This is a genomic window from Streptomyces sp. NPDC014870, assembly GCF_043081505.1.
Taxonomy (GTDB): Bacteria; Actinomycetota; Actinomycetes; order Streptomycetales; family Streptomycetaceae; genus Streptomyces.
This window is the reverse complement of record NZ_JBIBWQ010000006.1, coordinates 306,685-321,018: the sequence shown is the minus strand read 5'-3', so window position 1 is coordinate 321,018 and position 14,334 is coordinate 306,685. Positions and strand designations below refer to the sequence as shown.

Below are 14,334 nucleotides of genomic sequence, written 5' to 3'. Positions count from 1 at the left end.
GACGATAACAAAAATAGCGTTCTTTATGTTCTGTAGAGTGGGCAAACAGATCCCCAACTCGCGGTGGGGTGAACGTCGTTCGGAACGACACCAGGGGGCCGTCGGACATATGACAGAGGGATCGACAACGTGGCGCAGACACGAGCCGCGCTCACCCGGAACCGGGTACTGCACGCGGCCGCCATGGAACTCGCCCGGTACGGCTACGCCGGCACCTCACTGGCACGCATCGCGGCGCAGGCCGGGGTGACGCAAGGGGCGCTCACCTTCCACTTCCCCACCAAGCCCGAGCTGGCCCGAGGGGTGTACGAAGAGGGCGCGGCCACCACGCGCGCGGCCGTCGACCGCGCCCTGCAGCGCTCGCCGCTGCCCCTGCAGAACATCATCGACCTCACCCACGAGGTGGCCCGGCTCCTGCGCACGGACACCACCGTGCAGGCTGCCTCACGGCTCAGCCGCGAGACCGCCTGGGCGGGGTGCTCCTGGCACCGGCTCTGGCTCGGCGAGGTCGAGCGCCTGGCCGACCGGGCGCACGCGCGGGGCGAGTTGGCCGAGGAGTGTCCGGCGGGGCTGCTGTGCTCGCTGGTGGTGTGCATGCTGGCCCGGTTCGACAGCCCGTCGGTCCCCACGACGGGCACCGTCCCCGAAGACCTCGAAGCGCTCGCGCAGTTGTGGCGCCTGGCGCTCGGCGCGGTGGCCGTGTTCAGCCCCGGGGAGCTGCTGCCGGGCGGGGTCCCCGAGGGAGGCCCGGCCTGAGGGACACGGACACGGACGCGCACGTCAGCGCGCCGTCCAGCCCCCGTCCACCGGGACGGCGGCTCCGGTGGTGAACGAGGAGCGGTCGGAGCAGAGCCACACCGCGGCCTGGGCCACCTCGGCGGGGTCGGCGAGGCGGCGCTGGATGGCGCGGCTGGTGAACGGCTCGTACAGGGACGGCGTACGGCTGAGCACCTCGTCCATCAACTCGGTGCGCGTGCTCCCCACCACCAGGGCGTTGACCCGGATGCCGTGCGGGCCGTACTCGTCGGCGGCGGCCCGGGTCAGGCCGAGCACCGCGTGCTTGGCCGCGATGTAGGGGGCGGCGGTGCCGGTGGCGCGCAGGCCCGCGACGCTGGAGGTGTTGACGATGGACCCGCGGGTCCCGGTCCTGAGCATCGCGTCGAGCTGGGCGCGGAGACAGTTCCAGACGCCCCGCACGTTGACGTCCATGATCCGGTCGTACTCGGCGTCGTCCGTCTGGTGCAGCGGGGTGCCCGAGGAGGCCCAACCGGCGTTGTTGAAGGCCGCGTCGAGACCGCCGTAGGTGTCGAGCGCCCGGTCGACGGCGCGCTGGACGGCGCCGGCGTCGGTGACGTCGGCGGGGGCGCAGAGCGCCTCACCGCCGCTCTCCCGGATCAGCCGGGCGTGGTGCGCGAGCCGGTCCTCGCGCCGGGCCACGAGGACGACGGCGGCGCCCTCGGCGGCGAAGGCATGGGCGGCGGCGGCGCCGATGCCGCTGGACGCGCCGGTGATCATGACGGTTCTGCCGTGGAGCAGCGGGGCGGGTGAGGCCACGGCGCAGGGTCCAATCGACGGGCCGGCGGTGCGGCGGGGCGGGGAGGCGGGGAGGCGGGGTGCCCGGTCGGCCGGGCCGGCCGGGAGGCGGGGTGCCCGGTCGGCCGGCCCGGCGGGGAGGCAGGGGGCCTGGGGCCGGCGCGGGCGGTGGTCAGGCTGGTACGTGCGTGAAGGCCGGCGCCTGCTCCGTGGCCCAGGCGCGGAAGGACCGGGGCGCGTGGCCCGTCGCGTCCCGCACCCCGGAGGCCACGGCGGCCTTGGCGCCGCGGTGCTGCCGTTCGGCGCTGAGGGTGAGCGCCTCCACCAGGACCTCGGGCAGGCGGCGGCGCCACTCCTCGCGGGCGCGGTCGAGCGAGATCTCGTCGAAGACCAGCGGCCTGCCGAGGACTTCGGACAGGGTGGCCGTCTTCTCCCGGGCGGAGATCGCGCGCGGCCCGGTGAGCGCGTACGTACGCCCGAGGTGGCCGCTGCCCGTCAGCGCGTGGACGGCGGCGTCGGCGATGTCGGCCGGGTCGACGGCGGCGTTGAGGGAGTCTCCGTGGACGGCGCGGACGACGCCGTACCGTGCGATGTCCCTGCGCCAGGCCAGCGCGTGCGTCATGAAGGAGCGGGGGCGCAGCAGGGTCCACGGCAGACCGCTCGCCCGCAGCCGCTCCTCGTTCGCGCGCTGCCAGCGGGTGATGACGTCGTCGGCGTCCGGATCGGTCACTGCCTGGGCGGACAGCTTGACGACGTGCGGGGTGCCGGCCGCCGCGGCCGCGTCGAGCAGGTTCACGTCGTGCTCGGGGCGCAGCGGGTCGTTGGTGACGAGCAGCAGGGCGTCCGCCCCGCGCAGGGCGGTCCTGAGCGTGGCGGGGGAGGCGAACTCCGCGCCCACGAGCCGACCGGGCAGGCCGAGGGCGGCGGCCTTCGCCGGGTCCCTGGTCAGCAGGGCCACGTCGTACGTGCCCGTGGCGGCCAGCCGTGCCGCGGTGAGCCGGCCGACCGTGCCGGTGGCGCCGGCGAGGACGATACGGCGGAGCGGTCCCTGGGCGGCGCGGGAGCCTGCGGCGTTCATGAGGGCCTTCCGAAGTGGGGGTCGACGACGACGGTGGCGGCGTCGGGCGCCGCGATGCCCGGCAGCAGCAGGCGCCACATGGCGCAGGTGCGCTCGGTCAGGTCCGCCCGGCCGGTGGCGAGCTGGGAGTAGAGCTGGACGCCCGTACAGGCGCCGACGACGAACTGGGCGACCTCCTCGGGCGAGACGCCGGCACGGAGGCTCCCCTCGGCGCGGGCCACTTCGAGGTGGCCGACCATGATGTCCTTCCAGCCCTCGAACGAATCGCTGTCGCGCATGCCGAAGCGGCTCTGCTCGACGGCGAGCCGGACCCCGGCGCGCAGCAGCGGGTCGGTCTGCAGCCGATGGGCCCAGACCAGGGTGATGTCGACCAGGCGCTGCAGTCCGCTGGAGCCGAGGAGCGGCTCGATCACGTACGGCTGGGCGTTCATGACCTCGCGGGCCAGGTCCTGCTTCGAGGAGAAGTGGAAGTACAGCGCGCCCATCGTGACGCCGGCGCGCTGGACGATGCGCGTCACGCTCGAGCCCTCGTAGCCCTCCTCGTCGAAGAGCTCCGCCGCCGCCGTCATGATCAGGTTGCGCGTGCGGACGGCACGCTCCTGCTTGAGATCAGTCACCCGTGCGTCCGATCACCTCGAAAAGAAAAGCGAACGTCCTTTATGTTAGCGCGGGTGACGGACTCTCAGGGAGCGAAGACGGAGATCCGGTCGGTCACGTCCGCGGGCACCCGGCGCTGCGCGAACCTGCTGCGCGGCGGGGTGCCGACGCACAACCAGCCGAGCAGCCGCTCCTCCCCGCGCAGGCCGAGGGCACGGCGGATCCGGCCCGACCCCGTGAAGCCGCCGGTGCGCCAGACACTGCCGAAGCCGCGGGCGTGCAGCAGCAGGGTCAGGGAGTCGGTCATGGCGCCGGCCGCGGCGAGCTGCTCCCACTCGGGGACCGGGGGACCGCCCTGGCCGGTCCGTCCGTGGGCCACGGGGGAGAAGACCACCGCGGCCAGCAGCGGGGCACCCTGGATCTCCTCCCGCCACTCCCGCCCGGGTCCGGCCTGCGCACTCTCGTCGGCCAGACAGCGCTCCAGGGCGGTCCGGCCCTCGTCGCGGATCAGGATCAACCGCCAGGGCCGCAGGCCGCCGTGATCGGGCGCCGTGGCGGCGGCGCGCAGGAGATACGCGAACTCCTCATCGCCCGGGGCGGGTTCGACGAGGGGGTGCTCGCTGCGGCGGGACAGCACGGCCGTCATGACATCCACGGGTGTTCCTCCTCTGGGTTCTCGGGCGCCGTGACGGCCGTGGCGGTCCTCACGCCAACGACCGGACGACCCTCAGCGCCCTGTCCACGTCCTTCGGGAAGTTGACGATCCCGGCCGACAGACGCACGTGCGGGACCGCGTACGGCGTGCCGCTGGCGATGACCCGGTGGTCGCGGAAGATCTGCACGACCTCCGGCGGCTTGTGGCCCCGCACGTCGAAGCAGACGAAGCCCGCGGACCGCTCGGCGTCGACCGGGGTGTGCAGCGTGACGTGCTTCATGCGGGCAAGACCCTCCTTGATCTGCCCGTTCAGCTCGGCGATCCGGTCGTGGACCCGCCCGCGGCCGATCTGCCGGTGGAAGCGGAACGCCTCGATGACGGCCCACTGGTGCTCGTACGCGAAGAAGCCGCCCGGGCTGACCCACGCGGCCTGCGTCGGTCCGGCCGGCGGGCGCTCCTGGCGCCAGGCGTCGGTCGTCTCCTTGGCCATCAGGCTGGGGATCGTCGGCCGCAGCAGCGCCCAGCTCTCCGGCTTCCCCCAGATGATCCCCGTCCCGTGCGGGCCGAGGATCCACTTGTGCGTGCCGGCCGCGAAGAAGTCGCAGCCCATCGCCGCGACGTCCTCGTCCACCACGCCGAAACCGTGCACCCCGTCCACCACCAGGAGGATGCGGTCCGCCTCGTCGCGATGGCGGTTCAACTCCCCGATCGCGGCGGCGATCGGGGCGATCGGCAGCCGTACACCCGTGCCGGAGTGCACCCAGGTGACGCCGACGACCCGGGTGTGCGGGCGGATCGCCGCGCGGATCCGGGCCACGGCCTCGTCGGCCGAGAACTTCTGCGCCGATTCGTAGAGGGGGATTTTCCGCATGCTTCCGCCCCACTTCTCGACGGCCAGCCGAATCGACTCGTGGTGCGGATAGAACTCGTGCGTGGTGGTCAGCACCTCCTGGCCCGGCTTCAGCCGCAGGCCGTTGTAGACGAGCGCGAGGCCCATGGTGGTGCTGCTGGTGAGGGCGATCTCCTCCGGCTTCCCGCCGACGTATTCGGCCGCTGCCGCGCACACGTCCCGCCACAGCATGTCCTCGTCGCGGCGGAACATGTTGTCGTCGAGAAAACTGTACGGATTCTCGTCGAACGCCCTGCGGTATCGGGTGATCGCCTCGCGGACCGGGGTCGGATTCGAGGCGAAGAAGAAGTTCGACAGATGCGCGTACTCGGGCGCGAGCAGGAACTGCGCGCGGACGGATTTCCAGTCGTGCGGCCGGAACGGCCGGGGTGCGGCCTCCTGTGCGGCGGTGGCCTGTCCCAGCGGGCCCAACGTCAGTGCGGAAGCCGCGATACCGGAACCGGCCAGAATCCTGCGGCGCGAAAGGGACACGATCGCTCCTCCATCGGTCGGGGTGGATTGTGCATTGCCGGACAGGAAAGAGTGAAGGAGCGCGGTCCGGTTCCGTCAAGTCCCGGCCGGTTCCGGCCCGGAAGGCCGCCCGGCGCGGCTTCGACTGAGGAAGTTCCACACTCGGAACTCCGGTCGGAACTCCGGTCGGAACTGCGGCCGCCCTCGGCGGGAAGGCGGAGTTCCGAACCATTCGTTGACGGCCCGATCGGCCCGTTGAATGATGAATTCGCAGTCGACGGAATCATTTCCGTCCGGCCGTCGAATAAGCCGAACGATGTGAATGGCAGAGCTGTTTCCACCGGACGTTGGAAGGGCCTGGGGTTCAGAATGTATCGAGCGAGCGCGGACGTGGCCGTCGTAGGAGCGGGTCCGGCCGGCCTGTACGCCGCCTACTGCGCGGGATTCCGCGGGCTCTCCAGCGTGATCGTCGACGCGCTGCCCGAGCCGGGCGGCCAGATCGCGGCCCTGTACCCGGAGAAGAAGATCCACGACGTCGCCGGCCACGTCGCCGTACGAGGACGAGAGCTGGTCGAGCAACTGGTCGCCCAGGCAGCGCAGTTCGGCCCACGCTATGTGCTCGGCCGGACCGCGGCCACCCTCACCCGGGACCCGGCGGGCACCGGATGGGAGCTCGGCCTGGAGGACGGCGGGCGGGTGCGGGCCGGCGCCGTCGTGATCGCGGCCGGACTCGGCCGCTCCGTCCCGCGCACCCTGCCCTGTCTGCGGCCCTACGAGGGGCGGGGCGTGGCCCACCACGTGCCGCGCCTCGACGCGCACCGGGACCGTGACGTGGTGATCGTCGGCGGCGGCGACAGCGCGGTCGACTGGGCCCTCGCCCTCGCCCCGATCGCCCGGTCCGTCACCGTCGTCCACCGGCGCGCGGCCTTCCGCGCCCACGAGCACGGCGTCCGGCAGATGTACGCGGCCGGAGTCCAGGTGCTGACCGACGCCCAGGTGACGGCCTGCCACGGAGTGCGGCAGCTGGAGGAGGTCCGCGTCACGAGCGGGGAACAGGAGCTGCGGCTGCCCGCCCAGGCCCTCGTCGGCGCCCTCGGCTTCCTCACCAGCCTCGGCCCGGTCGCCGACTGGGGCCTGCGGGTGGAGAACCGCCTCCTCGCGGTCGACCGGACGATGCGGACCAACCTGGAGCGGGTGTACGCGGTCGGCGACATCTGCACCTACGAGGGCCGCGTCCCGCTCATCTCGGTGGGCCTCGGCGAGGCCGCGACCGCGGCCAACCACGCGGCGGTCGAACTGCGCCCGGGCTCCCGCCTCGCGCCCGAGCACTCCACCGACTCCACCGACCTCGACGCCGTACCGGTGCCATGACCCTGCGAAAGCTGACGATCCTCCCGACCGGAACCGAGATCCTGCTGCCCGCGGGATCCCCCCTCACCGAAGTCGAGTACGAGACCTCGCAGCGGCTCATCCCCTTCGGATGCCGCTCCGGCGCGTGCGGCGCGTGCGTCGTCCAGGTCCTGGCGGGCTTCGACGCCCTCGGCGCCCCCGACGACGACGAACTCGACTTCCTCGAAGACCTCGGCCGGACCGGCGGAGACCACCGCCTGGCCTGCCAGTGCCGGCTGCGGGGCGACGCGACCATCCGCGTCGTCGACGACATCTGAACCGCTCGCACCCGAGCGTCCGTACCCACGAGAAAAGGTGACACCATGCCGAACCGCGTGACCAACGTCGGCTACGGGAACAAGTCCACGTTCCTCAACGCCGCCGCCTCGGCGGAGCTGCGCGCCCAGATCGACGAGCAGATCGACCAGCAGGTCCTGGAGTGGTACGCCAACGTCCCCGAGGCCGCGCACCTCGAAGGCAAGAAGGTCGACTCCGCCTACTACAAGCGCCACCTGATCGAGACCGCCTGGCGCATCCGGCTGCTGCGCGTCTCCGAGGCCAAGGCGCTCGTGGAGATAGCCAAGCGCAGCCCGGAGGCGGCCCAGGTGTGGGCCAACTACGAGCAGGAGGAGATGCTCCACGACGAGCTCTTCATCACCGACCTGGCCAAGGTGGGCGTCTCGCGCGAGCAGTTCCTCGCGACCGAGCCGTACCTCTCGACCAAACTCCTCACCGGCTACTTCTCCTACCTCCTGGACCACGAGGGGCCGCTCGGCGTCGTCGCGTACTCCTACCTCGTCGAGTACGTCAACGTGAAGCTGGAGCCCCGCAAGCTGGAGGCGCTGAAGGGCTCGGTCGGCGAGACAAGGATCGGCGGCCAGATCAGCCACTCGCACACCGACATCAACGACGACCACCCCGGCGAGGTCTGGGCGGCCGTCCGGCACCTGCTCCACGACGAGGACGACGTCGCCGCGTTCAGGCGGTACCTGAAGGAGCACCAGTCGCTCCTGGCGCAGTACTTCGAGGAGCTCTACCTGGACACCCTCGCCAACGCCGAGAAGCAGCCTGCCTGAGCCCAGTCCTCCGTGGGGCGCGGCGCGACCGCGCCGCGCCCCACCCGCCGGTGAGGAGGCCGGAATTGAGCATGGAAAACGCCAGGGGAGTGCTGCTGCTCAGCCATGTCGGGTTCTCGTTCCTGGAGGACCTCGCCCGCACGGTCAGGGCGCGGGGGCTGAAGGTCCACGTGCTCAGCTCACTGCCGGAGCCGCAGCACCAGGGGTCGAGGCCCGGGGCGCTCGCGGACCTCGCCGACGACGTCCGGATCACCGGCGAGCACGTACTGACCCCACACGACGTCGAGGAGCACCTCGACCGGCTCAGGGCGGCCGGCGTGTCGGTGGCCTGCTGCCTCACCGTCTGGGAGGGCTACCGGCACCTGATGGCGCTGGCCAACGCCCGGCTCGGGGTGCCGGACCTGGACGAGAAGCAGGTCCCCGAACTGCGCGACAAGCTGACCCTGCGCAACCGCCTCGCCGACGCGGGGCTCAGCCGGGGCCGCGCGTCCGCGCTCACCCCCGAGACGCTCGCCGCCCGGCAACGCGACGGCGGCCGGCACTTCGTGAAGCCGGTGAGCGGCCTCGCCTCCTTCGGCACGTTCCCGCTCACCCCCGCCACCACCTGGACCGACCTGGAGCGCATCGCCGCCGAGGCCCGCGCCGACACGGTGTACGCGAGCGCCTTCGGCACGGAGCCGGGCGGGCGCGGGATGGAGTTCCTCGTCGAGGACTACGTGCCCGGGCGGGAGTTCAGCTTCGAGGTGATCGTCGTCGACGGCGCATCGCACGTGGTGGCCGTGCACGAGAAGTGCGAGGTGACGGAGACCCCCGGCACCGTCCTGGAGAACGCCTGCGTCTCCCCGCCGACGAGCCTGTCGCGGGAGGAGACCGCCGCCGGGCTCCGCTGGCTGGCGCGCGTCCTGGACACCCTCGGTCTCGACCAGGGCTGCTTCCACGTCGAGGCGCGGTACGACCCCCCGGCCGGCTGGGACCTCATCGAGGTCAACCCGCGGGTCGGCGGCAGCCTGATCTCACCCAGCGTCGCGGCGCTCACCGGCGGCCCGGGCCTGCTCGACCTCTGGCTGGACGCCCTGCTCGCCGGCGGCGGCGACCGCACGACCGCCACGTACCTGAAGACCCTGGAGAGCCTGTCGTACGGCTCCGACGGCACGACGCCGAGCCCGTACGCGACGTTCTTCCGCGTCTTCTTCGCCGACCCCGGCACCCTCCGCGCGGTCGGACCCGGTGACGGACTCCCGCTGCGGCCGGTCCTGTCGCAGATCCTCCTCAAGGCCGGCGACGTCGTGGAGTCGTCCGCGCGTGAGGTGTTCCTCGGACAGGTGCTCTGGAGCATGGACCGGGCCGACCGGGACGCGATCCTCCCCGGTCTGCTGCCCGCCTCCGAGCGCGCGATCGAGATCGTGTACGAGACGGAGCACGCATGACCCGGCCGATCCTCCTCATCGTCGACTACAACCTGAGCCGCATCGACGAAGTGCGCCACCTGCGCGACCACGCCCGTACACGCCACGGCGCGAGCGTCGTCCTGATCCGCGCCGAGCCCACCGAGGCCGACCACACCATCGCCGACGAGGTCATCGACCTCGACCCGCTCGGCGACCGCTTCCCCGAGCTCGCCGAGAAGCTGCTCGGCGACCGGCGCGAGCGGATCGGGGCGGGCATCGTCTTCTCCGACAACGCCGTCCACAGCGGCGCCGAACTGCTCCACCGGCTCGGCGTCCCGGTCGACTCGCCGCGGCAGGCCGCCGGTGCCTTCTCCAAGTACCGCTACCGGCTCGACGAGGCACGCGTGGCCGACCTGCTCACCGCGCAGCGGATCATGGTGCCCGCCTTCGCCGAGATCGCCTCGCTCGACCAGCTGCGGGAGTTCGGGATCGCCCACCCCGAGGGCTTTGTCGTCAAGCCGTCCGCCGAGGGCAACAACCGCGGCGTCGTCGTGGTCCGCCCAGGGGACGATCTGACGGCGGCGTTCGCCGAGGTCCTGCCGTACCTGGAGGGCGGGGTCATCTGCGAGGAACTCATCCCGTACGCGCGGGAGTTCTCCTACGACGGGCTCGGGCCGCTCTCGTTCCTGACCGAGAAGGTCAGCGCGCGCGGCCGGTATCCCGTCGAGATAGCCCAGGTCCTTCCCGCCCGCCTGGACGAGCACGAGCGCGCGACCCTGGAGCGGGCCGGGCGGCAGGCGAACTGGCTGGTGGGCCAGTGCGACGGGCCGTTCCACAACGAGATCAAGCTGAGCGACGACGGGCTGCGCGCCGCGATCGTGGAGCCCAACCGGCGACCGGCCGGGATGAAGATCTGGGCACTGGCCCGCTGGGTGTACGGCATCGACCTGCACCACCGCTGGGTCGACACCGCCTTCGGCACGGCCGCCGACGCCGGTCCGCTCGTGCCCGGTTGCGCCGCGGCGACGGTGATGCTCGGCGTCGGCAGCGACCGCTCCTTCTCCCCGGACGACGTCCCGGCCGGCGCCGACCCGTTCGCGGACGCCGTCCGGGCCACCGCCGAACAGTTCGGCCTGGCCGAGGGGGAGCTGACCGTCACGGAGTTCGCCTGGATGTCGGCCGACCGGCGCGACCTGCACGCCGTCGCCCGCGACAACGCCGACTTCGCCGCCCAGGGCTGTGTCGTCCTGCGCGGTGACCGCGCCGACATCAGGACCGTCGTCCACGCCCTGCGCGAGGCCTGGTCACAGGCCCTGGACCAGGCCGTCGCCGTACCCACACCCGCGAGGAAGGCCCGATGAAGATCCTCATCCTGCACCGCGTGCCCTACTTCAAGATCGAGTACCACCGGGGGATCTCGCACGGTCGGCACGACGTCACCTACTTCGGCACCGAGGCGGCCCTGGCCACGCTGCCGCCCGAGCTGCGCTGCGAGCGGGTGGGCCGCCCGGGCGCCCGCCCGGCCTTCGAGGAGGCCCGCGACTGGCTGGCGGGCTCGCCGCGCACCTTCGACCGGATCATCTCGATGTCGGAGTACGAACTCCTCGACGCCGCCCGGCTGCGCGAGCACCTGGGCGTGCCGGGCGCACCCGTCGAACAGGTCGCGCTGGCCCGCGACAAGGTCCTGATGAAGCGGGCGGTCGAGGAGGCGGGCCTGCGCGTGCCGCGCTTCCTGCCCCTGCCGCGCCTGCTCCAGCTCGACGGCCGGGCGCCCTGGGACGGCCGTACGGTCCTCAAGCCGCACCGCGGCGCGTCCAGCGAGGACGTCCTCGTCCACGACAGCCCGCGCGAGGCGGTCGCCGCCGTCACCGCGGGCCGCACCGGCGTCGCCCGGCTCGACGCGGGGCGCGAGTTCGCGGACTTCCAGGTCGAGGAGTTCGTCACCGGGCCCATCCGCCACTTCGACGGCCTCGTGCAGGACGGCGAGGTCCTGGCCCTCACCGCGAGCGAGTACCTGGGCACCTGCCTGGAGTACGCGCGGGGCCGGCCGATGGGCTCGTTCCAGATCGGCTGCTCCGAGGAGACCCGCGCCTGGGTCTCCCGCGCCCTGGCCGCCGTACGGATCGAGGACGGCACCTTCCACCTGGAGGCGATCGTCCACGGCGGCGAGCTGGTCTTCCTGGAGGTCGGCAACCGTGTCGGGGGAGCCGACGTGGTGGCCACCTTCGAACTGGCCACCGGCGTCCACCTGCCCTCGTACGAGCTGCGCGTCCTGCTCGGCGAGCCCGTCAGGGGCACGCTCCCCGAGCCGGACCCCGACGGGCTGCGCTACGCCTGGTTCGTCCACCCCGGGCACCACCTGGCCGGGCGGGCGTACGGGGGCCTCGCGGGCGTCGGGGCGTTCCGCTCCGGGCCGCGCGTGGTCGCCTGGCACGAACTGCCGCCCGGCGCGCCGCTGCCCGACCACATCACCTACCAGGCCGGGGAGACCGTCCTCGCCGGGATCGTCGCGGGCGACACACCCGAGGAGACCCGCGAGTGGATGGCCGCCCTCTTCGGCTCCCTCTCCGTCGACACCCGCCCCGCCACCGCCGCACCCCTCACCCCCGGAACTCCCGAACAGGTCCCCGCATGAAGAAGCAGCACATCCTGATCGCGGTGGCCGTCACCGCGATCTGGGGTCTCAACTTCTCGATCATCAAGATCGGGCTCAAGAGCGTCGACCCGCTGATCCTCGCCGGGATCAGGTTCGCGCTCTGCGCGCTGCCGGCCGTTTTCTTCCTGAAGCGACCGCAGGTGCCGTGGCGGCACATCATCGGCTACGGCCTGGTGTTCGGGGTCGGTCTGTGGGGCGTGGTGAACCTGGGCATCGAGGCCGGGGTCTCGTCCGGGATCGCCTCCCTGGTCCTGCAGTTCAGCGCGTTCCTCACGATCCTGCTCGGGGCCGTGGTGTTCCACGAGTCGCTGTCCCGGTACCAGTACGCGGGGATGGCGGTCGCGCTCGTGGGCCTGTTCTCGATCACCTTCGTCACCGACGGCACGGTGACGCTCGCCGGCGTCGCGCTCGTCCTGGTCGGCGCGGTGTCGTGGAGCGTCGCCAACGTGATCCTGAAGAAGGCCAAGCCCACGGACACGCTGGCGTTCCTGGTGTGGGCGAGCCTGTTCGCGCCGGTCCCGCTCTTCCTGCTCGACCTGGTCGTGAACGGCACGGCGGGTTACGTCGCGCTGCCGGAGCAGCTCGGCTGGTCGGCGGTCCTGTCCATCCTCTTCCAGGCCTACCCGAACACCCTGCTGGGGTACGCGGTGTGGAACTGGCTGCTCCGCGAGTACCCGGTGTCGACCGTCGCCCCGCTCTCCCTGCTCGTGCCGGTCTTCGGCGTCCTCGGCTCGGTGCTGATCTTCGGCGAGACGCTGCCGGCGCTCAAGCTGGTGGCCGGGGCGCTGATCGTCGCGGGCCTGGTCGTCGGCCTGTACGGCAAGCGGATCGGCGAGTGCGGGATCGCCCGGCTGCCGTCGTCGGTGAGCCGCTGATGAGCGCCCCGGACGCGACCGCGGAAGGGCCCGTGGCCGAACTCACCGACCGGTACGTGGACGAGCTGGCCGTCCTCGACCCGTGCCTGGCCGCCGTGATGGGCATCGCCGGGCAGGAGGAGCGGCTGACCGACTTCGGCCCGGGCGCGGCCTGGGAACGCGCGGAGCTGGCGCGCCGCACGCTGCGGGCGCTCGACGCCACGCCCCCCGCCGGGGACGCGGAACGGGTCGCGGCGGCGGTGCTGCGCGAGCGGCTCGCCACCGAGGTGGCCCTCGCCGACGCCGACGCGTACGGCACGCTGCTCGACACCCTCGACGGACCTGTCCAGCGGCTGCGGCACGCGGTGGGCCTGCTCGACCAGGGCGCCGACACCGCGTGGGACACGCTGCTGGCCCGGCTGCGGGCCGTCCCGGACGCGCTCGTGGGGCTGCGGGACGGGCTGGAGGACGCCCGGCGCCGGGGCCGGGTCGCGCCGTACCGCCAGGTCGTACGGAACGCCCGGGACTGCCGGGACATGCGCCCGTACCTCGCGGGGCTGCCCGCCGGGCACGGCGACGGCGCGCTGCGGGGCGCCCTGGAGGAGGCCGCGGCGGGCGCCGCCGAGGCGCTGACGCGCTGCGCGGCGTACCTCGCGGAGGAACTCGCGGCGGTCGCGCCGGAGCGGGAGCCGGCCGACGAGGACCGCTACCGGCTGGGCGTACGGGAGTTCCTCGGCACCCGCCTCGATCTCGCGGAGACCTACGCGTGGGGCTGGGACGAACTCGCCCGGGTACGGCGCGAGACGGCCGACGCGGCGGCGCGGATCGCGCCCGGCGAGCCGGTGCCCGCGGTGCTCGCGGCGCTCGACACGGACCCGCGCCACCGGGTGGAGGGCGCGGCGGCTTTCCGCGACTGGATCCAGGAGCTCGCCGACGGAGCCATCGCCGCACTCGACGGGACGCACTTCGCGATCCCGGCCCCGCTGCGCCGCATCGACTGCCGCACCACCCGCACCGACGGGCCCGCCTCCTATCTGGCGCCCAGCGAGGACCTGTCGCGCCCGGGGACGGTCTGGTGGCCGGTGACCGACCCTGACGCGCCGGTCCCGACCTGGACCGTGCCGAGCACGATGTTCCACGAGGGCGTCCCCGGCCACCACCTGCAGCTGGGCGTGACCACCCTCAACACCGCGACCCTCAACCGCTTCCAGCGGCTCTCCTCCGAGCTGCACGTGGGGCATGTCGAGGGCTGGGGCCTGTACGCCGAGCGGCTGATGGACGAGCTCGGCCACCTCGCCGACCCGGCGCACCGGCTCGGCATGCTCGCGGGCGGGCAGCAGTTGCGCGCCGCGCGGGTCGTCCTGGACATCGGCCTTCACCTGCGGCTCCGTATCCCCGCGGGGGCCGGCTTCCACGAGGGCGAGCGGTGGACGCCGGGCCTGGCGCGGGAGTTCCTCGCCGAGCACTGCGGGGTCGGCCCGGCGGGCTTCGTGGCCTTCGAGGTCGACCGGTATCTGGGGCGTCCCGGGCAGGCCCTCGCCTACAAGCTGGGCGAGAAGGCGTGGCTGGAGGCCCGGGACGCGGCCCGGCTCCGCGAGGGGGCCGCGTTCGACCTCAGGCGCTTCCACCAACGAGCCCTGGACATCGGGCCGATGGGCCTCGACCTGCTGCGCTCCGAACTGGCTCGCGCGCACTGAGCCTGCTCGCGCGCAACTGAGCCGGCTGGCGCGCACCGAGCGACGCGAACT

Annotated in this window: 14 protein-coding genes; 9 read left to right on the top strand and 5 right to left on the bottom strand. The window is 72.9% G+C overall.

What is annotated here, in order from left to right; genetic code table 11:
• Positions 1-129: 129 nt before the first annotated feature.
• Positions 130-756 (top strand): TetR family transcriptional regulator, encoded by a 627-nt coding sequence (locus ACF09C_RS19440; protein WP_392092727.1) that lies wholly within the window; start codon positions 130-132, stop codon positions 754-756.
• A 24-nt stretch (positions 757-780) separates the two neighbouring features.
• On the opposite strand, the gene ACF09C_RS19435 is transcribed toward ACF09C_RS19440, so the two are convergent.
• From ACF09C_RS19435 to ACF09C_RS19415, 5 genes are all read right to left on the bottom strand, one after another.
• Positions 781-1,554: an SDR family NAD(P)-dependent oxidoreductase gene (locus ACF09C_RS19435; RefSeq protein ID WP_392092725.1), complete on the bottom strand. Its 774-nt coding sequence runs from the start codon at positions 1,552-1,554 to the stop codon at positions 781-783.
• A 151-nt stretch (positions 1,555-1,705) separates the two neighbouring features.
• Positions 1,706-2,611: an NAD(P)H-binding protein gene (locus ACF09C_RS19430; protein WP_392092723.1), complete on the bottom strand. Its 906-nt coding sequence runs from the start codon at positions 2,609-2,611 to the stop codon at positions 1,706-1,708.
• On the bottom strand, positions 2,608-3,228 hold the full coding sequence (locus ACF09C_RS19425; RefSeq protein ID WP_392092721.1) for a ScbR family autoregulator-binding transcription factor: 621 nt from the start codon (positions 3,226-3,228) through the stop codon (positions 2,608-2,610). Before ACF09C_RS19425 ends, ACF09C_RS19430 begins: the two co-directional genes overlap by 4 nt.
• A gap of 65 nt (positions 3,229-3,293) precedes the next feature.
• Entirely contained in the window at positions 3,294-3,854 is a 561-nt protein-coding gene (locus ACF09C_RS19420; RefSeq protein ID WP_392093001.1) for a nitroreductase, read from the bottom strand.
• Positions 3,855-3,912: 58 nt separating this feature from the next.
• On the bottom strand, positions 3,913-5,244 hold the full coding sequence (locus ACF09C_RS19415; protein WP_392092719.1) for an aminotransferase class V-fold PLP-dependent enzyme: 1,332 nt from the start codon (positions 5,242-5,244) through the stop codon (positions 3,913-3,915).
• A gap of 369 nt (positions 5,245-5,613) precedes the next feature.
• Between ACF09C_RS19415 and ACF09C_RS19410 the strand changes: the two genes are divergently transcribed.
• The 8 genes from ACF09C_RS19410 to ACF09C_RS19375 all read left to right on the top strand — a co-directional run bounded on the left by ACF09C_RS19410 (position 5,614) and on the right by ACF09C_RS19375 (position 14,283).
• The gene (locus ACF09C_RS19410; protein WP_392092717.1) at positions 5,614-6,594 is read left to right on the top strand and encodes an NAD(P)/FAD-dependent oxidoreductase; all 981 of its coding nucleotides are present in this window, start codon (positions 5,614-5,616) and stop codon (positions 6,592-6,594) included.
• Complete coding sequence (locus ACF09C_RS19405; RefSeq protein ID WP_392092716.1) at positions 6,591-6,890, top strand: 2Fe-2S iron-sulfur cluster-binding protein; 300 nt, start codon at positions 6,591-6,593, stop codon at positions 6,888-6,890. Before ACF09C_RS19410 ends, ACF09C_RS19405 begins: the two co-directional genes overlap by 4 nt.
• A 45-nt stretch (positions 6,891-6,935) precedes the next feature.
• The gene (locus ACF09C_RS19400) at positions 6,936-7,688 is read left to right on the top strand and encodes a hypothetical protein (RefSeq protein ID WP_392092714.1); all 753 of its coding nucleotides are present in this window, start codon (positions 6,936-6,938) and stop codon (positions 7,686-7,688) included.
• 71 nt (positions 7,689-7,759) lie between these two features.
• Positions 7,760-9,115, top strand: a complete 1,356-nt coding sequence (locus tag ACF09C_RS19395) for an acetyl-CoA carboxylase biotin carboxylase subunit family protein (RefSeq protein ID WP_392092999.1) — start codon at positions 7,760-7,762, stop codon at positions 9,113-9,115.
• On the top strand, positions 9,112-10,437 hold the full coding sequence (locus ACF09C_RS19390) for an acetyl-CoA carboxylase biotin carboxylase subunit family protein (protein ID WP_392092712.1): 1,326 nt from the start codon (positions 9,112-9,114) through the stop codon (positions 10,435-10,437). The genes ACF09C_RS19395 and ACF09C_RS19390 overlap by 4 nt, the downstream gene beginning before the upstream one ends.
• On the top strand, positions 10,434-11,711 hold the full coding sequence (locus ACF09C_RS19385) for an acetyl-CoA carboxylase biotin carboxylase subunit family protein (protein ID WP_392092711.1): 1,278 nt from the start codon (positions 10,434-10,436) through the stop codon (positions 11,709-11,711). Before ACF09C_RS19390 ends, ACF09C_RS19385 begins: the two co-directional genes overlap by 4 nt.
• Positions 11,708-12,607, top strand: a complete 900-nt coding sequence (locus ACF09C_RS19380) for an EamA family transporter (RefSeq protein WP_392092709.1) — start codon at positions 11,708-11,710, stop codon at positions 12,605-12,607. The genes ACF09C_RS19385 and ACF09C_RS19380 overlap by 4 nt, the downstream gene beginning before the upstream one ends.
• Positions 12,607-14,283, top strand: coding sequence for a DUF885 domain-containing protein (locus ACF09C_RS19375; protein WP_392092707.1), 1,677 nt, complete (start codon positions 12,607-12,609; stop codon positions 14,281-14,283). The genes ACF09C_RS19380 and ACF09C_RS19375 overlap by 1 nt, the downstream gene beginning before the upstream one ends.
• The last annotated feature ends 51 nt before the right edge of the window (positions 14,284-14,334 follow it).

Excerpts from the sequence above, each read along its gene's own strand:
- ACF09C_RS19395 (WP_392092999.1), top strand. The coding sequence starts at position 7,760 with ATGGAAAACGCCAGGGGAGTGCTGCTGCTCAGCCATGTCGGGTTCTCG.
- ACF09C_RS19390 (WP_392092712.1), top strand. The coding sequence starts at position 9,112 with ATGACCCGGCCGATCCTCCTCATCGTCGACTACAACCTGAGCCGCATC.
- ACF09C_RS19380 (WP_392092709.1), top strand. The coding sequence starts at position 11,708 with ATGAAGAAGCAGCACATCCTGATCGCGGTGGCCGTCACCGCGATCTGG.
- ACF09C_RS19420 (WP_392093001.1), bottom strand. The coding sequence starts at position 3,854 with ATGACGGCCGTGCTGTCCCGCCGCAGCGAGCACCCCCTCGTCGAACCC.
- ACF09C_RS19385 (WP_392092711.1), top strand. The coding sequence starts at position 10,434 with ATGAAGATCCTCATCCTGCACCGCGTGCCCTACTTCAAGATCGAGTAC.
- ACF09C_RS19400 (WP_392092714.1), top strand. The coding sequence starts at position 6,936 with ATGCCGAACCGCGTGACCAACGTCGGCTACGGGAACAAGTCCACGTTC.
- ACF09C_RS19375 (WP_392092707.1), top strand. The coding sequence starts at position 12,607 with ATGAGCGCCCCGGACGCGACCGCGGAAGGGCCCGTGGCCGAACTCACC.
- ACF09C_RS19430 (WP_392092723.1), bottom strand. The coding sequence starts at position 2,611 with ATGAACGCCGCAGGCTCCCGCGCCGCCCAGGGACCGCTCCGCCGTATC.
- ACF09C_RS19405 (WP_392092716.1), top strand. The coding sequence starts at position 6,591 with ATGACCCTGCGAAAGCTGACGATCCTCCCGACCGGAACCGAGATCCTG.